Below are 25300 nucleotides of genomic sequence, written 5' to 3'. Positions count from 1 at the left end.
AGCGTCGTCAGACTATGAAAAACTAAGGGGGTCAATGGTGCTGCACGACCAGTTGGAATGGCACCATAAACATCCAAACGCGCTAGCGTTGGACCACTGCTGCGAAAAGACTATCGATGTTTGGGAAATGGCGGAGAGAGAGGGACTGGTGTCGAACCTTCTCTCCACTTTAAATCATTGCTTTCATTGAAATAATGGGGGTTACGGCTGGCCGATTGCGCAACAAGCGATTGCTAATCAAAACGGGCAAAAGGCGACCTTCCCCGTACCGATGATTGGAGCTTTCATTCCCTTTGGGCACGCGCATTGCCCAAAGTCCGTTTGGCATGTCTCGATGTATTTTGGGCGGTAACTGAACTCGGCGTCAGGAAAGGGTTGGGGAAACCAAATCTAATACAACTAATTGCTTGTATGCATGGGTTTTGTCACTGGCGCTCCGCTTCTAAGTGCCCCTCGATCCAAACAACTGACTCCGCAAGGGCAACGCTTGCCTCGTCCCCGATGCCAAAAGCCAGCCTATTCAACTCGCCGGACAATTCAGCCACAACCATCCGCCCCTCCAGCGTCCAGTTTACGTGCACTGAAAACGGTCTGGTCTCGCCTTTGATCGTCAATTCTCCGGTTAAAAGACCTGCGGTCGGAGCATTCCCAACGGTGAAGGACAACGAAACGAACCGCGCATTCGGGAATGCCTCCGAGTTCAACCAAGGTTCAGAGCGCAAGATCGGGTCAGCGAGCGGAAAGTCCGTCTGAATGGATGTCAGGTCAAGTTCTGCGTCGATCTGAGCGGATGCGAATTCCATGCCGCTTGCTTCGATGTCGGCCGTCCAGTTTTGTACGTCTCCAGTCACGAGACCGCTGCTCGTTTCTATCGAAAACTCGATCGACGAAGAGGAATAATCGATCACCCAATTCTCGGCCAAAGCGGCATTCGGAACCGCAACCAAGAGCGTAATTGTGGCTAGTTTGAGCATGCTGAACCTCCCGAAGAGCGAGGCGCGGCGATGTTTTCGCCGCGCCGTTTGTGCCTCACATCGTGATGTACGTACCACCGTAGATGTTGGCGAAGTTCTTGAAGTCGTTGGTTAGCGCGCCGACCACCGCGGCAGCGGCGTTTCCGCCCATATCCTGCGCCTCGTGGTAGTAAATGCGCGAGGTCACGAGCACGCCGCCTGCGTCCTGTTCCTCGAGGGTCCAGATCACGAAAAAGTCGCGGATCGGAAGCGGGACCGTGGAGCGTTCGGCATCGAGATCATAGGCGAACAGGCGGTTCTCTTCGACCGCGAAGACGCGCTCATAAGCGGTGCCCTGGCCACCGACAAATTCACAGACGCGTTCAGAGCCGACGCCGAGTTCCCCGGGCAAGGCCGAGCCGCTGTGATCCCAGGTCAGGGTCTCGATGGCCATCGCCCATTCGTCGTTTCCGCTGACGACCCATTCCCAGACGTCGTCGACCGGAGCCTCGAAGTGGAGCATCTGCACGGTCTGCAGGGGAGCATTGACGAAGCCGCCCACATAGCCCGTGTCATACATGTAATGGGTCACGGCATCCGAGGATGTAAACTCCGCCAACGCGCCAAAGGTCGCCATACGCTCGGCTTCCACGGTCGGCATCTGCTGCGCTTGCGCACTCAGGACGGCACCGGCACTGATTGCGAGAGCCAGGATCAGTTCTTTTGAGAACAGTGTCATTGTCGTTCTTCCTTTCTGGCTTCAGGCCATCGCAGCGCGCGCTTGGCGTGCTTTCTTGGAGCCGTCGGCTTTAACTTTACGAGCGTGTGGTTTTCCGGTTTCGGCGTAGTGCTTAAGTTCTGAGATGATATGTTTGACGACCGAGCCGAACTGCATCTTCATCATTGGCCCCATCAGGATGTTGAAAGGGAACGCGATGTCCGCAGTCAACTCCATCTGAACGCTGGACTTATTTGGCCCCAGCGGATTCACACGCCAGTAGTTCGTTAGGTTTTTGACGAAGCCAGGCATCTTGTCGCCTGTCGCCGAGTAAGCGACGAAACGCTGCTCTGGATCGAACTCTTCGATGGTTTCGGTGAACGGACCAAGGCTCGTTTGGCAAACGCGGCCTTCGGCGGGCGCGCCCTCGATGCGGGCGTCACCCTTGCCAGATGAGTGATAAACGGCACTCGCCCAGCGTCCTGCATGGAGGTACTCGGTCCCGAGAATCTCCCACAAACGGTCGGCCGAGGCGTTCACAGTTACGGTTTTTGCGATTTTCATGAACCGAGCTTCCGCTTAGCCGATAACGTTTCCGCCCATCGCGTAGCCACCTTCGGAGGCTTCCAGGATGTGGACGGTGATGAATTGCTTGATGTCGCCTTTGCCAGAGGTCTCGGCCACGTTGGCGAGGCCATCGGTCAGCTTCGACGCGATTTCGGCTTTCTCTTCCTTGCTCCAGGCGTTTCCTGGAACGGTGACACGAATGACAGGCATGGTGATTTCCTTTCGATTGCTTGCTGGCCGTCCTTGGCCTGTGATCAACTTCTCACCTAGCCAAAGATGCAGCAACGCACTATACTGCAGGCTCACCTGCATCTACGCAGCATGGAACTAAGTGCATGAGACCAAGCGATGTTTTGAACTGGGACGACCTGAAACTGGTCCTTGCCTTGGCCGAGACCGGCTACGTCAATCAGTCTGCCGAACGGCTAAAGATGGATGCGACCACCGTTCCAAGGCGCATACGCAAGCTCGAGGAGACGCTTGGGATCAAACTGGTCGAGCGCATCAAGGGTGGTGTCGTCCTGGCCCCGGTGGCCGACGATCTGGTCGACCTTGCGCGACGGTTGGAAGGTGGTGTGAACCAGGCTCTCGCAGGGGCGGCGGAAGAAGACGAAATCTCCGGCGTCGTGAAGGTGTCAGCGACCGACTTCACCTTTGAGCTCATTGCTCCGGAACTGACCGGTATGTTGTCGGAGTTGCCGAAAGTGCAGCTCGATATGCGACCAGGCAACACATATCTCAGTCTCGAAAAACGGGAGACCGACATCGCCGTCCGGCTTGTGGATGCGCCCAACGAAGGGCTGGTGGGGCGCCGGTTGGGCCCCATTCGAACGGCGGTATACGGCACGGGAAAATGGGCGCAACAAACCAGCGGTTTTGACTGGCTTTCTTGGAACCTGCCCAAAGGTCTTACGGCGAATGACGGGATTATTGACGACTTCGACCCCAAGGGCCGTGTTGTCGCTCGCGTGGACAGCATGATCACTCAGGCAAAATTCGTTGCAGAGGGTATGGGGGTGGCGCGGCTACCTTGTGCCTATGTCGAACAGCGCGGTGATCTGTCGGCTCTTCGAAATCTCGGGAACATGCCAAGCGAACAAGCCTGGGTGTTGACTCATGAAGAGCTTCGCAACGTGCCACGGATCAAATCAACCATGTCCGCTATTGCAGAGGCGTTTTCCCGGTTTTCTTAGCCGGGCTGCTCCGCCTCGCACACTTCAGGCTGAGGTGTTGTTGACCTGCCCGACCGCAGAACTGTTTTTGATATGGTCAATGAACACCCGTAGGCGGGCCGGTACATACTCTCGCGAGAGGTATACAAGCCAAGCCGCGGTATCGAACCCGACGGCACTTACCTCGTAATCTGGAAAGAGATCGACAAGGAGACCTCGTTTCAGGTCTTCATCGATTGTCCAGTCCGCGAGCAATGTCACGCCCAACCCTGCCTGCGCCGCCCTGCGCAGCGCCAGGGCGTTCGATATTGTGAGCGTCGGGCGCGGCAACGCATCATATGAGTTATCACGCGTTCTGCTCCGGAAGTGCCACACGGTACGAAAGCTTGGCAGACGAAACAGCAATCCATCATGTCCGACGAGCTCCTCAGGCGTATCGGGATGTCCAGCACGAACGAGGTAGTCCGGGGATGCTACCACGCGGTAGCGTGTATCAAATAGTTTGGCGGCAACCATGGAGCCAGTATCGGGGCGACGGCCCAAACGAAGCGCGAGGTCGATCCCCTCGCGCGCAAGATCCGTGACAGCGTCCGTTAGGACCAAGTCCAGATCGATGCGCGGATATTCCGTGCGAAAGCTGGCCACCCGCGGCAACAGCCAGCGCTCGCCAAAGGCGACCGAGGTCGTAACCCGCAAGAGCCCGGATGGTTCCGACATGACATCGCGTGCCGCGTCGGCGGCCTCGTCCATCGCCTCAAGGGCGGGCGAAGCGCGATCCAGGTAGATGCTCCCGGCCTCGGTCAAGTCCAGACGGCGCGTGGTGCGGTCAAAAATCCGGATGCCAAGTACCTGCTCCAGCGCGGCAACCTGGCGGGAGACAGAGGACGGATCGACACCCGTCTCCCGCGCAGCCGCGGCGAAAGAACCGGTGCGCGCAACCAGAAGGGTTATCCGGAGAAGTTGGTCGTCCATGAGGTCACCATTCATGCAGATCTCGCACGACAGATTGGCGCTTCGGCATGTTTTTCGCAAGTCGCGCATGGGCCATATCGGCCTCAACACGTCAAAAAGGACATCGACATGACCCGAATTCTTCGCATCGACAGCTCTGCACGGCCCGGCAATGGGGGCTCTCGCAGCCGCGAATTGGCCGACCAGATCGTCAAGAACCTGAAAGCTCAGGAACCGGACGCCGAGGTGGTCATCCGCGATCTGGCCATCGCGCCCCTTCCGCATATCTCGAACGAGACCATTGCCGGGTTCTATACACCGCCTGAACAGCTGACCGACGACCTGCGCGCTGCATTGAGCCTCTCGGATGAATTGATCTCAGAGCTCAAGTCCGCCGATACCATCGTGATTTCGGCACCCATCTACAATTTCTCCGTCCCCTCGGCGCTGAAGGCCTGGGTGGATCACGTGGTGCGGATCAACCAGACCTTTTCCTATGAAGATGGGCAGTTCGGCGGGCTTGTGGCCGACCGGCCGGTCTATGTCGCCTATGCCTATGGTGCGGTGGGCTATGCCAAGGGCGGGCCGCTGGAAAGCTATGACTTCATGCGCCCCTACCTCACACTGTTGCTGAACTTCATTGGCCTGACGTCGGTCACCAGTTTCTCTGTTGAGGGCACGACTGCGGATGACGCGGCCGTATCCGCGAGTGCGGTCGAAGCACTGGCCCAAGTTGACGCTCAATTCGCGGCCTGAACGATGAGCCGCCTCACGCTCTACTGGATCTCGGGCAGCCCGCCTGCCTGGCGGGTGATGCTGGCCCTGGTGCTGAAAGGAGTGCCTTTCGATCATCGCCTGCTGGACGTTCAAAATGGCGAGAACCGGGCACCTGAATACCTTGCGCTGAACCCGAAAGGACAGGTCCCGACGCTGGTCATGGGTGACGTGGCGCTGCGGGAAAGCCTCGCCATCCTGGCCTGGCTGGACCGCGCCTTTCCGGACCGCCCGATCTGGGGCGACGATACCAAGAGCGCAGCACGGGTCTGGCAAGATGTCATGCTGATGGAAGTGGATCTCCGACCGGCAGTGACGAGCACCGCACAATCGCTGTTGCGCAATCGCCCGCTGCCCGACGCGGACCGCGACGCGCTTCTGTCGGCGGCAGATGACATCGCAGAGACCCTGGAGAGCACCGATTTTCTTGGGGGAGACGCACCGATGGCCAATGACATCTGGCTCTATCCGGCCCTCCACTGGATCGCGCGCGGCGTCGTGAAATCCGCCTCGCCACCAGAACCCGTTGCGCGGCTTTCTGAAGACCGGCCATCGCTAAAGGCCTGGATGAAACGCATGAGCGCCCTTCCTGGCGTCGCAGAAACCTACCCCCCTCACTGGAGATAAAAACATGACGACCGAATTCACCTATCACTCCAAAGATACTGCTCCTGCGGAAAGCCAGGCGCTCATCGACGCCTCAATGGCGGCCTACGGCTTCTTTCCGAAGCTCCATCAGGTGATGGCAGAAGCCCCCGCCACCTATCGCGCGTATCTCGAAACCTTTCGCATCTTTGCCGAAGAAACGACGCTTAGCCCCTTAGAACAACAGGTGGTGATGCAAACGGCGAATTTCGAGAACCGCTGTCACTACTGTACCGCCGGTCACTCAATGCTGATGCAAATGTCAAAGATGCCCGATGATGTAATCGAAGCCCTGCGCGAGGGCACGCCAATCTCCGACACAAAGCTGGAAGCCCTGCGCACCTTCGCCCGTGAGCTTATTGAAAGCCGCGGACATATCGGTGACGAGCGTCTTCAGGTCTTCCTCGATGCCGGTTTCGACAAGCGGCAGGCGCTTGAAGTCTTGACAGGTCTCGCCACCAAACTCCTGAGCAATTTCACCAACGCGCTCGCTCATACCGAGCTCGACGATCCGGTCAAACCTCTGGCCTGGACCCACCCGGCCGATCGCGCCGCATAACCCCATATATAAAGGAACATCACATGATCCGCAAAACTGCTCTTACGGCAGCTGCCGCTGCAATGCTTGCTTCAACTGCGTACGCCGAACCCGTCGCTTGGACCCTCGACCTTGGCCACGCCTACATCGGGTGGGAAATCGATCACATGAACATGGCCAACACTGTTGGACGGTTCAACGAATTTGACGGCACCTTCTTGATTGATGAGGCCGACCCAGCGAATTCGCAGATCACCTTCACCATCAATGCGGCCTCCGTCGACAGTAACCATATCGGCCGGGACAATCACATCCGCAATCAGGATTACCTGAATGTGGACGTACATCCCGAGATCACCTTCACCTCCAGCGCAGTTCAAATGCTGACACCCACGACCGGCATTCTTGAGGGCGAGCTTGAGATGCTTGGAGTTACAGCGCCTGTTGAGCTGGACTTCGAGATGGTCAACCGGCGCAATTACCCTGAATTCATCCCCAACTACGACGAGATCGAAGTCGTTGGTTTTCACGCCACCGGTGAGATCATGCGCCTGGACCATGGGATGGATTTCATCGCGTTTCTCGGCTCACCCACGGGCTTTGTCGTGACGCTGGATGCGCGGTTCGACCTCGTGCAATGCGACGGTGCACCTGACACGAACATCCCCTGCAACTGGGGCCGCGTCGAAGGCTTCACAGGGCCAAGCGAATGACCCGCCGCCCCGCAAATGACAACTGGCCGGTCTGGCTGATTGCGCTGCATTGGGGGATCGCATTTGCGCTTGTGGTCATGGTCGGGGCTGGTTTGCTCATGGTTGCGGCGGAAGAACATGCCGCCGCAACCGGCGACTACACCGTGAAGGTGCTGGGCGTGCCGCTTTATCAGGCCTATCAGCTTCACAAGTCGATCGGGATCACGTTGTTCGCGTTGATTCTGATGCGGTTGGGGCTCCGGATTGCGCTGCGGGTATCCGGCCCCGATCACGACCATCCCTTGCCCATTCAGCTGGCGGCAGGTGCGGCGCAGGTCGTGCTTTACGTACTGATGTTGTCGATGCCGATCACAGGTTGGCTGCTGGCGGCATCGTCTCCGCTTGGCTTGCCGACCTTGTGGTTCGGGTTGGTTAATATTCCCCACCCGGTCGGCCCGAGCGCGGAGCGGGAGGCGGTGTTGGCAACCCTGCACAGGCTGGGCGGCTACGCACTGCTTGGCCTTGCAGGGCTCCATGCGCTGGCCGCCCTGAAACATCACCTCCTGGATCGTGACGGCACGCTGCACGCGATGCTGCCCATCCTTCCAAACCCGGAGACACGACAATGACGCGCATTCGCAAAACGCTGATCGGGATCCTTGCCGCGGCCGCTACCCTGTCGGGGGCGGCAGCCGATCCGCTCTGGATCATGGAACGGGATGAAAGCGCCCTTGAATTCGTGATCGACCTGGGCGGGTCCGAAATTGTCGGCGCCTTCGCCGATTGGACCGCCGAGATCGATTTTGATCCTGCAATACCGGGCAATGCCAGCCTGCGGGTCGAGATCAACATGCAGAGCGTGTCAGTCGATGACCCGCGTGCACAAGCCCTGGGCGATACCACCTGGTTGTCAGTCGAGGATCATCCCACAGCCGTGTTTGCGGCTACCGGTTTCGACTGGTCGCCCGACACCGGCGCCTTGGACGTGAACGGCACCCTGACACTGCGCGACATAGCGGCGCCGCTTGTCCTCAGCGGCACCTTGAACATCGCGGACGGGCGCGGCGAGGCAGACATCACCGGGGTGATCCTGCGGCTGACCCATGACGTTGGCATCGGACAGGATGCCGTAGGTGCCGAAGTGCTGCTGAGGGCACGTGTGGTCGCGGCAGCAGAAGATTGAAACAAGCAAAGGAACAGAAGAAAATGAATCAAGACATCGACTTGACAGGAAAAACCGCCCTGATCACCGGGGCAAGCCGTGGCATTGGCGAGGCGACCGCGCGTCACCTTGCATCCCTTGGAGCCAATGTTGCATTGGCTGCCCGCTCAGGCGGCGCCGTGGACCGTATTGCAGGCGAAATCGGACCTCAGGCCATCGGGATAGCCTGCGATGTTGCAGACTGGCACCAGGCCATTGCCGCTGTGACGCGCACAAAGGAGGCATTTGGCGGCGTCGACATTCTGCTGAACAACGCAGGGCTGATTGACCCGATTGCCCGGATCGAAGACGCAGACCCGCTTGCCTGGGGCAAGGTGGTGGATGTCAACGTGAAGGGCGCCTTCCACATGTTGCGTGCTGTGGTGCCCGGCATGGTGGAAAAGGGCTCGGGCCTTGTGATCAACATCTCGTCCGGTGCAGCCACCTCGGCACTGGAGGGTTGGTCCCACTACTGTTCCACCAAGGCGGCGCTCTTGAGTCTGACGCGGACGGCACACAAGGAATTGTCGCCCAAGGGAGTCAATGTCGTGGGCCTGAGCCCCGGAACAGTTGCGACGGACATGCAGCGGTCCATCAAATCCTCGGGCATCAACCCCGTAAGCCAACTCGATTGGGAGGCGCATATTCCTGCGGAATGGGTCGGACAAGCCGTCGCCTGGCTGACAACGGATGCCGCGCGCGCGCAAGATGGCGGGGACTTTTCCTTGAAGAACGCCGAAGGTCGCAAGGCCGTTGGTCTACCGCTCATCTGATCTTCGGGCTGTGCAGACGAAGCTTCGCGGGTGCACAGCCCAATTTCAGTAGGTCAAACGTCGCGCAGGATTATTCTGTTGTGAGCAGTCGTTCGGTCCAATAAATATGTGGCCGTTTGAGCGATTGGCCCTGCCACGGCAGTCCAATACCGGCGTGATCAATTGCCTCCAAGTTCAGTGGCGCTCCCAATCGGTGCTTGGTACGCCAGTGACATCAAAACCATAATGCAGAAAGCCACCTTCGTGTACACAAGTGACCTTGCATCCGCGCTAGCACGTGCCTTCATGCACGACCCATTTTATTGCGCTATAGTTCGATCGGCAAAGGATGAGGCCGAACGCACGGCGATACTATCGAATTACTTCACCATCCCTCTCTCGTCCAAGGATCCTGAGACACTGTGCGTCGTCGAGGGAAGCAATGGCGCTGCGATTTGGAAAAAACCGGCCCTCTTTGAAGGAACTACACACGTAAAGGAAGCTTTCCAGAAGAATTTGTACGCCACCTTGGGGAACGATGGCGCAGCGACATACACTGCGATCTCAAAAGCCATGTACGAGCGCGTCCCCGCGACGCTCAGTCGGGCTTGGTATCTGTCGATCCTAGCGGTGAAGCCGGAGGCTCAAGGTCGAGGGATGGCTGCGCGGCTTTTGCAGCCGACACTTGCCAGCGCGGATCAGCAGAACAGGCTATGTTACCTGGAGACCTTCAACAGCAAGAGCTTGCCGTTCTATCGCCGTATGGGGTTCAATCACGCCACAGAGTGCTATGAGCCGCTTCTAGGTCGCACATATTGGATCATGTGGCGCGAGCCGCAGGCCTACTGACCCGCATCAATGGAGAAGCCGCTCCAAGGAATTGGTCACTTGTCGCGCAAGAGGATCTGGCTGGTCTATAGGGGCCCAATGCGATGCATCCGCCAGTATGGATCGCGGCATCCCGTTGTTTTCCAACCATGATATGGATGTTTGGGGGCAGTTAACTGGGTTGTAGAAGTAATGTACTAGCGCCGCCGATTGAAGCTCTTCACCTGGAACACACGCTTCAGAATAGCGGCGCGCATCACAGCCGAGCTCCCACAGAGCGACCGGATCAGCGCTTTCGACCTCGCGCCGGTACCTCGCAAGAATTGCGTCCTCTTTTGCCATAAGCTCAAGCCGTGACAGAAAGGCAGACCGAAACTTTTCCGGGCCGTCATAATCTGCGGCGGTCCCCGAAAAATAGGCGTCGTCGGCCGTGAGGTTGCCTTCGAGTGACAATATGCAGCTTATGTCTCCGTTTGACGCTGCCGCCGCCTTTGCAGCCACAACCGATGCAACCGAATGCGCCATTATGATGTGCGCGCGGTTGCGCCGAGCCTCAATCAGTACACATTCTGACAGAGCGTGCAGCGATGTGCGGCCCCTCAAGGCCGGCGCTCCAAAACCAGGCATGTCAAATGGGACCAGGCAGTACGCCTTCGCCAACTCGGTACCGTGCAGCGCATCATACATGGATGAATTATCACCAAACCCGGCGATCATCAGGATGCCCGGCCGAGGGTCATCAGAAAGCGATCTGGTAGTCTGTTCGTTCGGAAGTTTCACCACAACAGTCACTTTCCTTGGTTCGCGAGAGGGGCGTCTTGCATGTCAAAAGAACCAATAGTACCTTGCTGGCAAATTGGCAAATGTCTAGTATGCAAGCAAAGTGATGATATGGACATGATCCAAACATGCATAAGCTTCCTCGCGAGCTCCGCGGCGAAAACCATCGCCAAATACACTCGTGAGAAACTTGCCCCCTTTGGCGTGACGCCGATCCAGTTTGCCGTACTGCAGGCAATCTTTGAGCGCAGCGAGAGCACATCCAGAGATATCGGCGAAGCCTTGATGATCGACAGCGCGACAATCGTCGGCGTCCTTGATCGCTTGGAAAAGCTAGACCTGGTGCGTCGGGAACGATCAACGGAAGACCGTCGGGTCTATCTTCTCCACCTCGGTGAAGCTGGCACAATCCTGTTGCCGCAGCTTCAGCAGGCGATGGACGAGCTGAATGAAGAGATGGACGCGGCACTTGGGGACTCCGCAGAAACCGTGAGAGGCAGCCTGTCCGAAATCTCCAGAGTTAATCTTTGAAAGAAACACAAATGTTCGACACAAAAATCGCCATTATCGTCCGTGATGATTTGCAAACATGGCAAAAACTCAACGTGACTGCATTTCTTGCGAGCGGCATCGCAGGGGCAAATCCAGATATCATTGGGCAGAAGTATACCGATGCTGATCAACGCGACCATCTTGCGCTGTCGATCCAGCCAGTGATTGTTTTGACTGGTGCTGCCAATGTCCTCACAAACATCCGCAACCGAGCAAATGATCGAGATGTGCCGACTGCTGTGTACATAGAAGAGATGTTTACCACTGGGCATGACGACGCAAATCGGGCCGTTTTCTCCGAGCATGGCGCCTCAGAAAGCAATACCGTCGGCGTCGCCCTGCGCGCCGACAAGAAGATCGTGGACAAGATCACAAAAGGAGCAAAGATGCATGGCTGAGGTGAATGCGACCGCCGAGGATTTCCCCGTAGGAGAGCCGATCTGGACAGCAACTGCGACACTATCCTTCGAGGATTGTGTTACCTTCGCTGAACTCTACGACCCTCAGCCGATGCATCTGGATGCCAAAGCAGCACAAGAGAGCTTTTTCGGAACACTTGTCGCAAGCGGGTGGCAGGTGCTCAGCCTCACCATGCGGCTCGTGGTTGACGCCAAACCACTCGGTGATCGCCCCCTGATCGGTGCAGAGCTGGAAAACATCCGCATACTCGAACCCATCAAGCCAGGCACCAAACTGCAAGCGATCGCAACGACCGATCAGGTCATCACGACCAAGAGTGGAAAGCGTTTTGCGCTGATGAGCATCAAAACAGTCGACGCGGACTCAAAAGCGCCTCTTGTCGTGCAAAAATGGCGAATGCTTCTCACATGACGGCGTCTGCCTAAAACCGCTCGCCTTCCAGGGGAAGCTCCCAGATCGGACCATCCAATCCATGGCGGGCAAAGATGTCCGCAGCCTCTGTGGGGGTCCACTTCTTCCAGTCAGGGTCGTTGTGCCGTCCGTACCATTCGCGGGCAAACTCCCAGATCTGGTTGATCGGTCGAACGTCGCCTTTCTGTTTCCCGTGCTTTGCGCACCACGTGTCGACAGCGGGTTCGTCATCGAAAAGCAGCATCATCGTGCATGTCGACACCACATTGTCCCATGCCCGCACCATCGGGGTTGGAAAGTGGACGACATAGTTGGTGTCCAACAGAGTATTGCCTTCGATCCGCAGGGAAACTTGTGACCGATCAAATCCCGGTACAGTTGTGATCGTCACGTCCGGACCGGTCAGTGCGGCCGCTCCGAGCGAGCACCATGCACAATTCCCCCACCATTCCTTGCCCCTTGCGCGAACCAGAAAACCTGTCGGAACCGTGGAGAATGGGTGTGCGACCCATACCTCGTCGTTGTGGGGATGCAGGACAACACCATGGTAATCTTGCAGGGCGCGAAGCCCGACGACGACGGCTTGTCGGTCGGCATCGAGCAGCGTCGACAACTCATCTATCGAGGGTGCCCACCCCCTTTCGATGATGGTGTTTATGATGGCATGGTGCAGATCTGCATGTGTCACTGGCATGTTGCTACTCGGCTTTCTTCAATCGACATGGCAACCCCTTCAGATGCGGGATGCCTTGTTCTTGGTCGAGGTTGTCTTCATCGTCGGGACAGATCTGCGCATCCGCATGATCCCAGGCGCCACTGAGAGCGTCCGTTGGAAGGCGCTCTGGCTTCCACCAGCCATGGGGCACCCGTACCAACCCATTTGGCAAGTCATCGCGCAGCGCGATTTGCAACCGCACGCGGCCCTCTGGCGTTTCAACATAGGCCCAGTCGCCCGCGTCCAACCCCGCTTTTGCGGCATCTTCTGGTGTCACAAAGGCTTGCGGCTCTGGCACGCGTTCACGCAAGGCGGCCACATGCCGATGCCCAGTTTGGAAAAAGGGATCGTCCCGCATCCCGAAAAACAAGTCCAGTGGATATCCCTGCGGTCGGGCCGGGGGATCGCGCCAATAGGGCAACGGGTCAAAGCCCAAATCCTCGAGCACGCTCGACCACAGTTCGACCTTGCCCGATGGTGTGGCAAACCCTGTTGTCTCGTATTTTCGGAATTGTGGCGGCGCCATGTGGTAGGCGTGCTGCTCGGCAAATTCGTCAAATGACATGCCAAGGCCGGCAACCCGATGATCCAGCATCGCTTCGTTCGTTGCCCATGGGAACTGCGCCTCAAACCCGAACCGCACCGCGAGTTCGCGCCAGAAGTCATAGACCGATCGGCATTCGCCCGGTGGCTCGACCGACTTTTGGCTTGGGCGCTGAATGGCGGTCCACCCAAACCCATCTGACAGGCAGGAACGTTCGGTCCAGGCATCGCCCGGCAGAATATAGTCAGCAAGCGCGGCTGTCGGTGTTTTCATATGCTCTACGGCGACGATTAGGTCTTGGTTCTGCAGCGCCCGCGCGATCCGAGACATGTTGGCAAAGCTCATCAATGTGTTGTTGCCCAGCGTAATGAACGCCTTGACCGGATACGGGTCGCCTTCCTCCATCGCACGAAACACAGCGGTGGGGTTGGCCATATAGCTGCCCGACACGAGGTTCGCATATTCATGACCCCAGACACGTTTGGTCGGCCCTCGCAAAGCCTCAGTGCCCCGGTAGGTAAAGGCCGGATGGGTGAGCGACCCAAGCTGTTTGGCTTTCTGTTCGGGCGACAGTGCCTCATGCAGTTCCAACGCGCTTTCCGAGATGATCTGCGGGTGAAACCCGTGTAAGACCTCGCCGCCGGGGACGTCGAGCGATCCCGTCAGCGCGCGCAGCGCGCAGTGCAGACGAATGGCCGAGGTGGAGTTGCGCTGTTGATCCGTGATTGGTGTCCAAGGGATGACACCGGGTGTGTTGGTGGCAAACATCCGCGCCGCCTCTGCGATGCGCTCTGCCTCCACCCCGGTGATCTCGGCAACCCGGTCCAAGGGAAACGTGTCGACCCGGTCGCGGAACGCCTCAAAACCCACTGTCCAGGTCCGAACAAAATCCTGATCATACAGACCTTCGTCCAGAATGACCTTCAGCCAACCAAAGGCCATCGCGGCGTCTGTCCCGGCGCGCAGGGGCAGCCAGATATCTGCGGCTTCGGCGTTTTCGGATCGCCTGGGGTCCAGCACAATCAGCTTGGCCCCCTTTTGCTGCGCGCGCCGGATCGCGTTGTAAACCGGTGTCCAGGAATGCTGGCGCGGATTATGCCCGAACAATGCGATACAGCGCGTATTGGGATAGTCCGGATAGGGAAACCAGCCATAGACCATGCGATTGATTGCGGCTGTGTTCCCTGCGCACAACGCCACGCCTGAGATCCAATTGGGCGTGCCCAAAAGGTTCATGAACCGGCGTCCCGCGCCACTTTCTGTTTGGGTGTTCCATTGGCTGGTGGACACGGCCAACGCCTCGGGCCCATAATGGTCGATTATGGCTTTGAGGCGCTCGGCGATGTCGTCCATCGCCGCGTCCCAAGTGACCTGCTCCCATTGACCAGACCCACGCGCGCCCACCCGCCGCAAGGGATGCAAGACCCGGTCGGGATGGCGAAAACCGGCGGGAGCGTGCACGCCCTTCATACAGATGTTGGCCTTGAGCGGTCGCGGGTCAGTTGCGCGCACCCGCTTGACAGAACCATCTTCCACATCGACCGCGACCTGACAGTAGATGTCACAGGAGGAGCAAAGTGCGCGTTTGGTCTCCAAGATTGATCACCCCATTAAACGCCGCAAAGTTGCGCCTGGCCCCAAAAGACCCGCTGCCCTCTACGGACTTTACACTAGTTTCTAGTATACTAATCACTTTTATGCACGCAACCTTATGTAAAAGGCTGACAACGGCTTTTCCGGCGACGGTCTTCTCAAACCTTCGCCTAGCCTACTTTCGCTCCCCAGAATGATGTGTGTTCCGACGCGAAATACCCATCCTGTGCGCGAAAATAACCCTGGAGCTCAACCTTATCGCCCGCCGTCAGCGGCACCATCGTCTGCAGCCGTAGAACCGTGGCCTCCGAGACATGCGCGCTGCTGATTTCACCATAGGAGCCCCGGATTTCGGTGGCGCCGTTCAGTACGAGCCGCCCGCGCATCCGAGCCGCCGTGCTGGAATTGACCTTGTAGAGCAGCGTCGCGCCGAAGAGGTAGGTGCCGTCCACGGGCGCTGTGAACAGGTTGGTCCCGGCATCAAAGGCACCCTGATCGTTATAGTCGGTGTTGTTGAGGCCGATCTTCGTCCAGCTCCCGACGCCGACATAGTTGTCGTAGTTGGTGTACGCCTTGAAGCGCGGCAATTGCGGCTGATCGACGATGCCGTTCGCGTTGTCGACGCTGAGCCCGTCGAAGAAGGTGCTGCCGTCGGCCGAGACCGCAAGACGCAAGCGGTCGGAGCCGAAGAGGCCAATCAGCGCCTTGGTCACGAAGCCGGTCTGCAGGGTCAGGCCGAGATCGTCGCCGAACGACTCCTTATTCATGGTGTAGAACAGATCGCCGGTGCCGCCCTCGGCCACGGTCTTCGCCGTCCAGAGCGCGGCGTTCAGCTTGGCCGAGAACGGATTCGACGCGTCCGCCGTAGTGCCGACCCCAAGCAACGCAAGGTTCTGCAGCGATGCCGGGGTTGTCCCGACCCAGCCGGACCCATCGTAGACCAGCAGCATGCCTTCGTCCTCGACCCATGCCCGCCAGCCGGTTCGCGGCGGCAAACGTAGCCATGCCCCGTCCGTCCAGAGCGCGACGTTCAGGTCCCAGCCCGCCCAATCGCCCGTCGCGCCAGAGCCGACGATGTAGCGTTCGCCATCTGCGGGGCTGGCGGGCGGCGTGGTCAGGTCCCGGTCTAGGACGGAGAGCTGCACGAGCCCGTCGAGGACCCGCAGCGCCTCGTTGTGGGTGACGTGCTTTTGGGCCTGCGCCGCGAGGATGTAGGGCAGCAGGAGATTGGTCGTGGCGTCGGACATGGGATGGCTTTCAGAACGTGAGGGTGACGGTTCTTGGTGCGCCCCGCCCGACGAGAGCGGAGAGCTGGTAGATGCGGATGTCGAGCGTGCCGCCAGGGCCGAGCGGCGCGTCCAGCGGATGGTCAGATCGCCCGTCGCACGTGGTTTGCGCCATGGCTGCTCGACATGGGCGACTGAAAACGGCCGCAGACCCACGCCAACCGGGTTGAAGGAGGCCGCGACATATGTCTCGTCGCTGACAGACCGGCTTGCAGGACCGATGCGCCAGTTCCACGGTAGCCCGAGATCGGCCTCGGCGATCGGGAGGGACGCAAGGGCCTCGTCGAGCACTACCACTCGAGCGCCTGCAAGAGCCGGATTAGCCATGGCCGTTTCCGTGCCGCGCTGGCCACGAAGCAGGCGCATCATTCGATAACGGCCCGGCGCAATCAGGTCTGCCACGCCGGCCTGCACGATTTCCCACGTGCCGGGTGCGCTCTCGATGGCCAGCGCATTGGCCCCGCCGAACAGCGTCAGGTCGGTAACGCTTTCCAGTGCGCCAGAGTGCAGATCGATCACCAGCGCATTGCCAAGATCGAAGCGCGAAGTCGGGCCCGCGAAGAAATCCGAGACCAGCGTACCGATCCGAGCACGGACGCCAAATGTCGTCAGCAGCTCGAAGCCATCGGTAGAGGGACTGCGGAACACCGCCATCTCGCCCGGCCAGGGAACGGCGTGCGCTGCGGCGAAGGGCCGATGCGCGGGTTGATCCTCTGTCAGTTGCGGCAGGTCCAGCAGCGCCACCTCGGGTGCGCCGAACACCACGGTTTGCGAAAGCGATGAGGGCCGTGGCGATCCAGGCGGCAGGTCGTGGGCCTCGCGATCCTGGCGGACCGCTTCGATCCCGCGTGCCTCTGCGTCGGCGATGGAGACGAACCGCAGCGGAATGTGCCTCCCGTCATGTGCCAGCGTCACGACGTCTGCTGGATCCAATGCCAGCCGCGAGGGCGGCAGGCGGAATGCAGTTGTCTCGCGCCCGGTCCAGGCTTGCATCAGCGCGCGGCGGCAGCGCCGTTCGGCTTCCTCGGGCGGGACCGCCATCGGAAAGCTCTCCGAGGCAATCCGCGTCGTATCCACCGTGATCCTGCGCGCCTCAACGAGGGCGGCGTCGTAGTCCTCATCCGCCCGCGCCACCTGCCATTTCAGCGCCTGCGGCAGCTCGGTCTCCTGGCCGCGGGTAAGTTCCAGCACGTCGGCCTCGCGGGCCGCCACCAGATCGTCTGGCGCGAGGGTGGCGACGGAGGCCCGACCGCGCATGATGAAGCGGATCACGCCCTCGGTCTCCACAGCATCGAAGCCGAAATGCCGCGCGAGTGTGGTGATGGACGCACGCGGGGACTCGAGTGCGCCGATGGCGTAGCCCTCGACCGCGCCCCAGAGGCCGGAGACATCGATCCGCGCCTCGGGCAGCCCGGCGCGCAGACAGAGGTGTCGGACGAGTGCGGCGAGGGACACCGCGCCCAGCCGCCCCGTCAGCCAGTGGCCCAGCCGCCAATTCGCGCCGTCGGTCCAAACATCGGTCAGCGCCGGAAAGAACGGATAGGGCCGCGCGTCCCATGTCCAGGCGGCGCATTCCGGCACATGCACCATGCGGCCGCCGTAGACCGAGGACAGCGGGTTGTTCGCGGCATCGCCCCACCAGAGATAGGTCGCCTCAAGATAAGCCCGCTGGATCGCGTCGTCCCGCCAGCCGCGCGAGAAATGCGGCGTGAAACTCTCGGAGGATTTCGGGTCGAAGAAGACGTTGGGTTGGTTCGTGCCGCGGTCGATGGCCGGGCATCCGAGCTCGGTGAACCAGATCGGCTTGGATTGCGGCACCCATGCCGTCGGCGTCCCGCTCTCCACGCCGCCCGGGCGGTCGTAATGCGCGTTCGACCACCAGGCGCGGAGATCCTTGTAGCGGAAGACCCATGGTTTGGCCGCCGCACCATCGGTGATCGGCGTCCGGGCCTGCGCCGACCGATCTGCCGCGCTGGCGTAAAACCAGTCGTAGCCCTCGCCGCCCGAGATATTCCCCTGCAGGTAGGCCCGGTCGTAGATTGCGGGCCAGCCCTCCGCCGCGTCCGCATGCTCGAACCCGTCGCGCCAGTCGGAGAGCGGCATGTAGTTGTCGATCCCGACGAAATCGATCTCCGGATCGGCCCAGAGCGGATCGAGATGGAAGAACACGTCGCCGCTGCCGTCGCCCGGCTGGTGCCCGAAATATTCCGACCAGTCGGCGGCATAGCCGATCTTCGTCCCGGCTCCGAGGATCGAGCGGACATCGGCGAGCAGATCCCGATAGGCCTGCACCGCCGGATAGGTGCTGGCCCCCGAGCGGATCGTCGTCAGCCCCGGCATCTCGGTGCCGATCAGGAAGGCATCGACCCCGCCCGCCGCCGCGCAGAGATGCGCGTAGTGCAGCACCATGCGCCGCAGGCCCCAGTCGCTCGCAGGCCCGATCCACGAAACCGACTGACCCGAGATGCTGAAGCTTGCAGGCGTCGCCGCGCCGAACAGCGCCGCGACCTGCGTTCCCCTGCCGCTGGCGAACAGGTGATCCGCCCCCGCCAGGGGAACGCAGGCTGACCGGTCTCTGCGGCGTTGTCGGAATACGGGTTCGGCAGGGTGTTGCCCGGCGGCACGTCCATCAGGATGAAGGGATGGAAGGTCACGCGCAGGCCACGCGCCTTCATCTCCTGGATCGCCTGCACGACAGCGAAGTCGGCGGGCGTGCCGCCATAGACCGGGCGGTCCTGCTCGTCGCGGCTGACGAGGAAGGCACCGGCGCGGCTCACGCCGTTCACCGACCAACTGACCGGTGTGGTAGATTTGGCCGACACCTCGACGCCCGGCCGCACCTTGCAGGATCCCGCGCGCAGGTCGTCGCCGAACCAGGCCACGACGAGACTGACGCTCTCGACCGCAGGCGCCATGGCCTGCAGCCGGTCCAGCGCCACAACCATGTCGGCGGTGTCGGGATCGGCGAGCGGGCGGAAAACCTCAAAGGAGAGCTGCGGCAGGCGGTTGCCGTAGTTGCCGAGCGGCAGTTCCTCGAAGACCACATAGGCCATGCCGCGATATGCTGGCGTGTTGTCCACGCCCATCTTCGCCGAAATAAGCGGATCGGCCGTCTGGCCTTCGTCGCCCGGATACCAGCGCCAGGTGATCCCGGCGGTGTCCAGCAGCTTGCCGTCGGCCCAGATGCGGCCAATGCCCGTGATCGGCCCCTCGCAGAGCGCAACGGCGAACGAGGCATAGTAGAAGTATTCGGTGGTCTTGACCTTGCCGCCACCCCCACCACCCTTGCCGCCGCCCTGTGTGGTGGTCTTTGTCTCCTCGCGAAAGGCCGTCGCCCAGATGATGTTGCCTCCGATCCGCATCCGGCCATAGAGCCGCGGGATCGCCGCCCCTTCGGTGGCAGAGGTGATGCGCAGATTGTCCATCCGCGCACCTTCGATCCGCTGGGTCGGCGCCAGAGACGAGATGATCCAACTGTCGACAACCGAGCCAATGGTGGAGCCGATGAAGCCACCGATTGTGGCGGCGCTGACGCCAAGGATTGCACCGCCGATCGAACCGCCAATGGCGGCGCCAGCGGCACCGAGAACGAGGGTGGCCATGTCGGGGTCTCAGCGTTGCGGGAACAAGAAAGCGAAGGCGATACGTCGCCGCCAGGATCGGGTGAGCGGTTCCTCGATCACGCCGAGCCGCTCGTAGGCGTGAAGGAAGGTGGCGGGCCCGGTCAGGATCCCGACATGCTTGGCGATGGCGCGGGGCGTCATCCGGAACAGGAGCAGCGCGCCGGGACCGGCCTCGGCGGGCGACACCTCGATCATCATGGAGCGCGCGCCTTCCGCCAGAACCTCGCGCAGCCCGGTTTCGCCCCAGTCGCGGCTATAGGGCGGGATCGGGAACGGCTCTGGCCCCACCACCTCGCGCCAGACGCCCCGGGCGAGGCCGAGGCAGTCACAACCCACGCCCCGAAGGCTGGCCTGATCGTGATACGGCGTGCCGAGCCAGGAGCGCGCGATGGCGATGACGCGCTCGGAATCGGCGCTCACAGTACGGCCCCCTCGTGGCCGCCGTCCTTCGTGGCGTAGCGCAGCACCGCATCTTGGCCGGGGATATGCGGGAAGCCCCGGAAATTGACGGTGTTGGCGAACTTCGCGCCGCAGGTCTCGATACGCTTGTCGCAGCCTGCACGAATGGTGAAAGCATCACCGGCCCCGATGGACCGGACCGGCGCTTCCAGAAGCGTCAGCAGCGCAATACCGTCAGTCAGGTCATGTGCGATGATCTCAGACCGCCGTCCCGCGTTTGCGCCGCCGGTCCATTCGACCGTGCCGAAGGTGAACCAGCCGGCCTCGAAGACGCCGAGCCCCGACGCGGTAAAGGCCCGGTCGCGCAGGAGATCGATCACGGCGCCCGTCCCCTTGAAGGCCGGATCCTCGAGATCGACGCCGCAGCGCGCATCGCCGAGCGCGGCATCGCAGGTCGCCTGGAAGGTCCGCCCGACCGTCTGGCCCAGCACATGGGCGAGAGAGCGGACCTCGGCGACGAAGGCCAACCGCCCACGCCGGATCTGGCCAATGGCACCGCGCCGCATCAATACGCGCTGGCCGGTGTCGGCCCAGTTTACCCGCCAGACTTCGACCTCGGCGTTGTCCCAGCGGCCATCGAGTATGTCGGTTTCGGTGATCCGGTCCGAGGTCAGCACGCCCTCGGCGTCCTGCGCGTCGACCGACAGGTCGGAGCCCGAGCGCACCTCGGACGCCGTCAGCCCGCTCTCGGGCTCGAAATCGGTGCCATCGAAGGTCAGCGTCCGGTCATGGTCGGTGAAGCCGAAGGTGACGCCATCGGCGCGACTGATCCGCCAACACCAGGCGAGCGTGGTCGTGCCCTCGTCGAGATGGGCCTGCAGGGCGGGATCAAGTGTCTTCATCGGCGCAGTTCCAGAAGCGGGATGGAGGTGATCGAGCCGAGCCGCTCGAGATCCAGCGTTACATCGAGCGCGTCGGTGTCGAAGCGGACGGGCACGTCGAATGCGAAGCCTGCGGTGATCGCGACACCGGAGCCCGGCGCGGCGCTGAAGGTGACAACACCGGTCTTGGTGTCGACGGACCAGCCGCCCGACTGTTCGGCGCCATCGAGGGCGACGCGCACCGTGCCAGCGACGGGCTTGGTGATCGTTCTGGTCCATATCTGGCTGCCCGAGGCGTAGCGCTTCACCAGCTGGAAGGCGGTGGTCGCGCCGTCGCCGGTGCCAATCGACTGATCGGTCAGCGATGGCGTTCCTGAAGGCAGACAGGACTTGTGATCGCCCCAGTCCTTGAAGCGAAACCCGTGCAGGCGACCGTTGCGCGCCTCGAAGAAGGCAACGACCGCGGCCAGATCGTCGGCGCGGCGGATGCCGTAGGCGACATCGTAGCGGCGTCGCGAGTTGGCCCAACTGGCGTTGCGCTCCTCGTCGCCCGAGGCGAGTTCGACGATCTGGGTGCGGCGTTCCGGCCCGCCGCGTGCGCCCCGGCTGATATTGTCGGGAAACCGGACCTCATGAAACGCCATTACATGCCCCTCCGCCCGAGGGAAACGGCGCGGGCAATGTCCGCCGCGACCTGCGTCCTCGATTGCCGGAAGCTCTCTGCGTCACGGGCCATGATCGTGACATTCACACCGCCGCCTCCGCCATAGGATTCCGCCTCACGCCGTGACAGCACGCGTTCGCCACGCTGCAGGATTGCGGGCACCTCGTCGTGGCGCAGCCCGGCAACGCCGCCTGAATGCATGCGAGGAGCGGCGGCGAAGGCCATGGCCGGGACCATGCGCGAAGGCCCGCCCGATCCAACCATGCCGCCCGCATGCAGGATGTTCGCGAAGATACCACCCGCGCCGCCAAGCGCGCCGGAAAGCGCATTGGCGATCGGCCCCAGGATGAACCGACGCGCCGCAAGCTTGGCGAGATCGGCCAGCAGCGAGGTAACCAGATCGCGGAAATCCAGCTTGCCGGTCTTCACGAGCTCACCGACAGCATTCTCGGCCGACTGGAACGCGCTGACGAGGCTCTGTCCGATATCTCCGCCGATCTCACGCGCCTTGCTGGCATAGTCGGAAAGTGCAGCGGTGACCGCTTGCCAGCCGGTGACGGCGGCTTCGGTATTGGGTTCGGCGGCGGCCGCTGCAGCCCCGACCGCTGCGCCCGCACCCTTGGCCGCCTGTCCGGCATCGCCAAGGGCTGTCTCGAACCGCGCCGCCGCGTCGGTGGCTTCGGTCAGCGCATCGGCGCCATCGTCATCGCTGCCCCGCACCGCATCGCGCAGCGCCTGCCAGCTGACGAGTGGCGCACGCGCACCTTCTGCCAAATCCCGCGCTGCACCGCGATACGTGTTGGCTGTCGCCAGTGCAGAATTGGCCACCTCGGTGAGCCCGAGATCGGGGGCTGTGAGCGGGTTCTCTTCGAAGGCCCGGTCGAACGCCGTCTGCGCGGCAGTTGTCGCGGCAGTCGCAGCACCCTCGAAGCGGTTCTCAATCTGGCCCAGCTCAAGATCCGGGATAATCGAGATCCGTCGTTCGGACCCGAGCGCTTCCAGCCCCTGATTGATGCCGCCGATGAAGCCGTTGATCCGAGAAACAACGCCGTTCAGCATCGCTTCGACACCGTCGATCAGGCTGTTCGCCGCCTGAAACGCGAGATCGCCGATGGCGGCGGGCAGCATTCCCCAGATCGCCTTGATTGCCTCATAGGCACCCTCAAAAGTGTTCGCGGCCGTGTTGCCAAAAGCCACCACGCTCTCGATTGCGCTCTGCATGCCGGAGGCGGCATCGGCCTTCAAATCGAAGAACATCGCCGTGGTCGCAGCCCCCGCCAGATCAGCCCCAACCTTGAGATGGCATCGTTCTTCCGCTCGATCTGGTCGGCATCCTGCTCCGACACGACGACACCGAAAGCGAGAACGTCCTCTGTGGCCTGGCGCAACGTTGCCGTGTCGATCCGCGAGATGGCGATGGAGCCTTCCTCGCCGAAGAGCTGGCCTGCCACGGCTGCACGCTCGGCGGCGGGCACGAAGTCCTCGATTGCGGCGTTGATCGCGCCGACGCGCTCGTCCAGCGGCAGGGCCAGCAGGTCGGACGCCGAGAGCCCCAGCCGGTCGAGCGCGTCGGCGGCGGGACCGGTCCCGGCGGCAGCCTGGCTCAGCCGTCGCGTCAGATCCTTCGTCGCCTGCTCGATGCCGGACATCGACACGCCCGCCAACTCGCCCGCCAACTCGCCCGCCCGCTCGAGCGTCTGGATCGAGGCGACGGTGGTCCCGAGCGACTGGGCGAGTTTGGCCTGCGCATCCACCGTCTGCAGGCCAGAGCGGACCATTGCAACGCCGGCCGCCGTGGCCGCAGCCACCGCAGCAGCTGCCGCAACTCGCACCCGCCGTGCGAAACCTGCGAGCCGGGCGTTGGCCGCCTCCATCTCGCGACTGAGACGGCCGAAGCCGCGCGCGCCGGCCTCGCCGACACCTTCCAGTTCGGCGCTCACCTGTCGCCCGCCGACCGCGGCGAGGCGGACGGACACACGCTTTTCAGCCATCGGGACGTTCCATCTGTTCGTTGAGTTTGGCCACCATCACCGCTTCGATGACGGGAAGCAGTTCGGCCATTGCGAGCGGCGGCACGCCGAGGGCGCTACCGAGCGCGAGCGCGGCGGACATGTCCCAGCCGACGACGGCGCCGGGCAACACGCGGAGTTGTCCGCCTAGACGCCCGACCAGATCCCAGACCTGCCAGCCGTCATGGGTAAATGGCCGGTTCAGCCGCGCCGGGCAGTCTTCGCACGCTTGCGCGCAGGCTTGGCAGTATCGCTCGCCCCCGCCGAAGGACCATTCGGCGAGAGCGCGGAGGCGTTTTTTTCCTGTTCCAGCAACAGGCCCTTCGAGACGTAGGTCAGTTGGAAGGCCTCGAAGATCGGCCATACGTCGAGCAGCGCGTCGATGGTCTCGGGGCCCGGATCGATCGCGTCGCCGTCGGCGTCGCCGATGCCCTCCCAGGCGAGCACCGCGCGGCGGGCAAGCGCCTTGGCGAATGCGACCGCCCGCTCTTCGTCGGAGGCATCCTCCGGAACTGCCTCCACGGCGGGATCGCTCCGCGTCGCCACCATCAGGGCGGTTGTCAGCGGGCGCAGCTGCACCCGGACGCCGGGCGCGAGGTGATGCCAGCGCGGTGCGTTCGTCAGATCAAGCGTCAGCATCAATAGGTCTCCACGTCGTTCACGAGGGTGGCCGTGCACATCCGGCCGACAACGCTGTCGCGAGCGGCCTGCCAGTCGAAGGTCGCCTGCACGCCCTGCGGCCCGGAAATCTCGATGCGCGGACGCGGCAGGTAGACGGCGTGGACGGTGAAGGTAAAGCTCTCGCCAGAGGGCAGCACATAGGCGAACTCGAGCTCGCAGGGATCGCCATTGATCGCTTGTGTCACCAGCGTCTGATCGGCAAATCGGACCTCGTTGGAGCCGGTCAGCGCGGCGATAGAGGGGTCTGCCCCATCAATGCGGCCATCGGACCGGATGGTCTCGATGCGGTCGAGGTTGTTGGCATAGGTGATATCGGCCGAGACGACGTTGCCGAGGGCGGAGCCGTTCCGAGTGATCGACCCGTTGAAATGGCCGAAGCGCTGCAATTCGAGAGCGGCAGGCGTGCCTGCACTGGTCGTCGTTCCAACCGTCTCGCCCTGCGCCACCAGCCGCGCGGTCGCGGTCAACAGTCCCGACCGCTGCATCTGCCAGTTGATCTGATCGAGCACGCAGCCGGAATACATCGCATAGCGCGGCACCTCGGGCATGCCAGTCTCGATGGACATGCTGGGCAGCGTCCACGCGCCTGATTGGAACTCGTGTGTCCATGGGCCGGTGCCGGACGTGGTTGGATCGCCAAAGGCTGCTTTCAGCCAGAACCCGAAGGCCTCGGCGTCGAGCGGCACGACGACATCGCCGTCCGCCGTCACCGCGTCCTTGATCGGCGCCAGCGGATCGCGGCCGTAGCCCAACAGCTCCGAGTTCAGCAGCGGTTGCTCTGCGCCCAGCGAGGTGCTGGCAAAGGGCATCTTGGTGAAACCGCCCACCGGCGGTGTTCCATAGGTCGTCTCGAACGCAAGCGCCATCTGCGCCCGCGCCCCTTGGGCTCGTGCCATATTCGTCTCCTTTGATCGGTTGGGTCAGGCCAGTGGGTCAGCCGTAGAATAGTGC

Annotated in this window: 30 protein-coding genes; 12 read left to right on the top strand and 18 right to left on the bottom strand. The window is 61.7% G+C overall.

Annotation, left to right across the window (positions count from 1 at the left end; all coding sequences use genetic code 11):
- Window positions 1-425: 425 nt before the first annotated feature.
- From PUV47_RS00275 to PUV47_RS00260, 4 genes are read right to left on the bottom strand one after another with little or no spacing between them, the layout of a single operon-like run.
- A complete protein-coding gene (locus PUV47_RS00275) occupies window positions 426-974 on the bottom strand; it encodes a YceI family protein (protein ID WP_274216437.1) in 549 nt (182 codons plus the stop codon).
- Between the two features lie 55 nt (window positions 975-1029).
- Window positions 1030-1692: an SRPBCC family protein gene (locus tag PUV47_RS00270; RefSeq protein ID WP_274216436.1), complete on the bottom strand. Its 663-nt coding sequence runs from the start codon at window positions 1690-1692 to the stop codon at window positions 1030-1032.
- 21 nt (window positions 1693-1713) lie between these two features.
- Entirely contained in the window at window positions 1714-2235 is a 522-nt protein-coding gene (locus PUV47_RS00265; RefSeq protein WP_274216435.1) for an SRPBCC family protein, read from the bottom strand.
- 15 nt (window positions 2236-2250) lie between these two features.
- Window positions 2251-2448 carry a tautomerase family protein gene (locus PUV47_RS00260; RefSeq protein ID WP_274216434.1) on the bottom strand — a complete coding sequence of 66 codons (198 nt, stop codon included), beginning with the start codon at window positions 2446-2448 and terminating at the stop codon, window positions 2251-2253.
- A gap of 125 nt (window positions 2449-2573) precedes the next feature.
- On the opposite strand from PUV47_RS00260, the gene PUV47_RS00255 reads away from it, so the two are divergent.
- Window positions 2574-3431 (top strand): LysR family transcriptional regulator, encoded by an 858-nt coding sequence (locus tag PUV47_RS00255; protein ID WP_274216433.1) that lies wholly within the window; start codon window positions 2574-2576, stop codon window positions 3429-3431.
- Between the two features lie 24 nt (window positions 3432-3455).
- Here PUV47_RS00255 and PUV47_RS00250 read toward each other — a convergent pair whose 3' ends face one another.
- Window positions 3456-4397 carry a LysR family transcriptional regulator gene (locus PUV47_RS00250; protein WP_274216432.1) on the bottom strand — a complete coding sequence of 314 codons (942 nt, stop codon included), beginning with the start codon at window positions 4395-4397 and terminating at the stop codon, window positions 3456-3458.
- 93 nt (window positions 4398-4490) lie between these two features.
- Here PUV47_RS00250 and PUV47_RS00245 point away from each other — a divergent pair, with 93 nt between their 5' ends.
- From PUV47_RS00245 to PUV47_RS00210, 8 genes are all read left to right on the top strand, one after another.
- Window positions 4491-5117 carry an FMN-dependent NADH-azoreductase gene (locus PUV47_RS00245; protein WP_274216431.1) on the top strand — a complete coding sequence of 209 codons (627 nt, stop codon included), beginning with the start codon at window positions 4491-4493 and terminating at the stop codon, window positions 5115-5117.
- A 3-nt stretch (window positions 5118-5120) separates the two neighbouring features.
- A complete protein-coding gene (locus PUV47_RS00240; protein ID WP_274216430.1) occupies window positions 5121-5762 on the top strand; it encodes a glutathione S-transferase family protein in 642 nt (213 codons plus the stop codon).
- A 4-nt stretch (window positions 5763-5766) separates the two neighbouring features.
- Complete coding sequence (locus tag PUV47_RS00235) at window positions 5767-6339, top strand: carboxymuconolactone decarboxylase family protein (protein WP_274216429.1); 573 nt, start codon at window positions 5767-5769, stop codon at window positions 6337-6339.
- Window positions 6340-6362: 23 nt separating this feature from the next.
- A complete protein-coding gene (locus tag PUV47_RS00230; RefSeq protein WP_274216428.1) occupies window positions 6363-7031 on the top strand; it encodes a YceI family protein in 669 nt (222 codons plus the stop codon).
- Entirely contained in the window at window positions 7028-7639 is a 612-nt protein-coding gene (locus PUV47_RS00225; RefSeq protein WP_274216426.1) for a cytochrome b, read from the top strand. The genes PUV47_RS00230 and PUV47_RS00225 overlap by 4 nt, the downstream gene beginning before the upstream one ends.
- Window positions 7636-8193: a YceI family protein gene (locus PUV47_RS00220; protein ID WP_274216425.1), complete on the top strand. Its 558-nt coding sequence runs from the start codon at window positions 7636-7638 to the stop codon at window positions 8191-8193. The genes PUV47_RS00225 and PUV47_RS00220 overlap by 4 nt, the downstream gene beginning before the upstream one ends.
- Window positions 8194-8216: 23 nt before the next feature.
- The gene (locus tag PUV47_RS00215) at window positions 8217-8984 is read left to right on the top strand and encodes an SDR family oxidoreductase (protein WP_274216424.1); all 768 of its coding nucleotides are present in this window, start codon (window positions 8217-8219) and stop codon (window positions 8982-8984) included.
- A gap of 285 nt (window positions 8985-9269) precedes the next feature.
- Window positions 9270-9812 carry a GNAT family N-acetyltransferase gene (locus PUV47_RS00210; protein ID WP_274216423.1) on the top strand — a complete coding sequence of 181 codons (543 nt, stop codon included), beginning with the start codon at window positions 9270-9272 and terminating at the stop codon, window positions 9810-9812.
- A 6-nt stretch (window positions 9813-9818) separates the two neighbouring features.
- On the opposite strand, the gene PUV47_RS00205 is transcribed toward PUV47_RS00210, so the two are convergent.
- On the bottom strand, window positions 9819-10574 hold the full coding sequence (locus tag PUV47_RS00205; protein WP_274216422.1) for an alpha/beta fold hydrolase: 756 nt from the start codon (window positions 10572-10574) through the stop codon (window positions 9819-9821).
- A gap of 114 nt (window positions 10575-10688) precedes the next feature.
- Between PUV47_RS00205 and PUV47_RS00200 the strand changes: the two genes are divergently transcribed.
- Genes PUV47_RS00200 through PUV47_RS00190 form a run of 3 tightly spaced genes read left to right on the top strand, consistent with a single transcriptional unit; the run spans window position 10689 to window position 11954 of the window.
- Window positions 10689-11102: a MarR family winged helix-turn-helix transcriptional regulator gene (locus PUV47_RS00200; protein ID WP_274216421.1), complete on the top strand. Its 414-nt coding sequence runs from the start codon at window positions 10689-10691 to the stop codon at window positions 11100-11102.
- 11 nt (window positions 11103-11113) lie between these two features.
- Window positions 11114-11521 (top strand): DUF2000 family protein, encoded by a 408-nt coding sequence (locus PUV47_RS00195; RefSeq protein WP_274216420.1) that lies wholly within the window; start codon window positions 11114-11116, stop codon window positions 11519-11521.
- Entirely contained in the window at window positions 11514-11954 is a 441-nt protein-coding gene (locus PUV47_RS00190) for a MaoC/PaaZ C-terminal domain-containing protein (RefSeq protein ID WP_274216419.1), read from the top strand. The genes PUV47_RS00195 and PUV47_RS00190 overlap by 8 nt, the downstream gene beginning before the upstream one ends.
- A gap of 10 nt (window positions 11955-11964) precedes the next feature.
- Here the strand turns inward: PUV47_RS00190 and PUV47_RS00185 are convergent, their stop codons facing one another.
- From PUV47_RS00185 to PUV47_RS00130, 12 genes are all read right to left on the bottom strand, one after another.
- Window positions 11965-12648, bottom strand: a complete 684-nt coding sequence (locus PUV47_RS00185) for an alkylmercury lyase family protein (protein ID WP_274216418.1) — start codon at window positions 12646-12648, stop codon at window positions 11965-11967.
- Between the two features lie 4 nt (window positions 12649-12652).
- Complete coding sequence (locus tag PUV47_RS00180) at window positions 12653-14809, bottom strand: molybdopterin-containing oxidoreductase family protein (protein ID WP_274216417.1); 2157 nt, start codon at window positions 14807-14809, stop codon at window positions 12653-12655.
- Window positions 14810-14976: 167 nt separating this feature from the next.
- The gene (locus PUV47_RS00175) at window positions 14977-18558 is read right to left on the bottom strand and encodes a baseplate multidomain protein megatron (protein ID WP_425313732.1); all 3582 of its coding nucleotides are present in this window, start codon (window positions 18556-18558) and stop codon (window positions 14977-14979) included.
- A complete protein-coding gene (locus PUV47_RS00170; RefSeq protein WP_274216415.1) occupies window positions 18444-19694 on the bottom strand; it encodes a hypothetical protein in 1251 nt (416 codons plus the stop codon). The genes PUV47_RS00175 and PUV47_RS00170 overlap by 115 nt, the downstream gene beginning before the upstream one ends.
- A gap of 9 nt (window positions 19695-19703) precedes the next feature.
- Entirely contained in the window at window positions 19704-20135 is a 432-nt protein-coding gene (locus PUV47_RS00165; RefSeq protein ID WP_274216414.1) for an NlpC/P60 family protein, read from the bottom strand.
- Window positions 20132-21016 (bottom strand): DUF2163 domain-containing protein, encoded by an 885-nt coding sequence (locus PUV47_RS00160; protein WP_274216413.1) that lies wholly within the window; start codon window positions 21014-21016, stop codon window positions 20132-20134. Before PUV47_RS00160 ends, PUV47_RS00165 begins: the two co-directional genes overlap by 4 nt.
- Window positions 21013-21639, bottom strand: a complete 627-nt coding sequence (locus PUV47_RS00155) for a DUF2460 domain-containing protein (protein ID WP_274216412.1) — start codon at window positions 21637-21639, stop codon at window positions 21013-21015. The genes PUV47_RS00160 and PUV47_RS00155 overlap by 4 nt, the downstream gene beginning before the upstream one ends.
- Window positions 21639-22916 carry a phage tail tape measure C-terminal domain-containing protein gene (locus tag PUV47_RS00150; protein ID WP_274216411.1) on the bottom strand — a complete coding sequence of 426 codons (1278 nt, stop codon included), beginning with the start codon at window positions 22914-22916 and terminating at the stop codon, window positions 21639-21641. The genes PUV47_RS00155 and PUV47_RS00150 overlap by 1 nt, the downstream gene beginning before the upstream one ends.
- Entirely contained in the window at window positions 22901-23650 is a 750-nt protein-coding gene (locus PUV47_RS00145; protein WP_274216410.1) for a hypothetical protein, read from the bottom strand. Before PUV47_RS00145 ends, PUV47_RS00150 begins: the two co-directional genes overlap by 16 nt.
- Window positions 23643-23798 (bottom strand): DUF7697 family protein, encoded by a 156-nt coding sequence (locus PUV47_RS00140; protein WP_274217433.1) that lies wholly within the window; start codon window positions 23796-23798, stop codon window positions 23643-23645. Before PUV47_RS00140 ends, PUV47_RS00145 begins: the two co-directional genes overlap by 8 nt.
- Window positions 23799-23869: 71 nt before the next feature.
- Window positions 23870-24307, bottom strand: coding sequence for a hypothetical protein (locus PUV47_RS00135; RefSeq protein ID WP_274216409.1), 438 nt, complete (start codon window positions 24305-24307; stop codon window positions 23870-23872).
- Window positions 24307-25245 (bottom strand): phage tail tube protein, encoded by a 939-nt coding sequence (locus PUV47_RS00130; protein ID WP_274216408.1) that lies wholly within the window; start codon window positions 25243-25245, stop codon window positions 24307-24309. The genes PUV47_RS00135 and PUV47_RS00130 overlap by 1 nt, the downstream gene beginning before the upstream one ends.
- Window positions 25246-25300 lie beyond the last annotated feature (55 nt).

The organism is Pseudovibrio exalbescens, from assembly GCF_028737195.1.
Classification (GTDB): domain Bacteria; phylum Pseudomonadota; class Alphaproteobacteria; order Rhizobiales; family Stappiaceae; genus Pseudovibrio; species Pseudovibrio zosterae.
The sequence above is the reverse complement of the archived record's forward strand: the minus strand, read 5'-3'. Positions and strand labels throughout refer to the sequence as shown.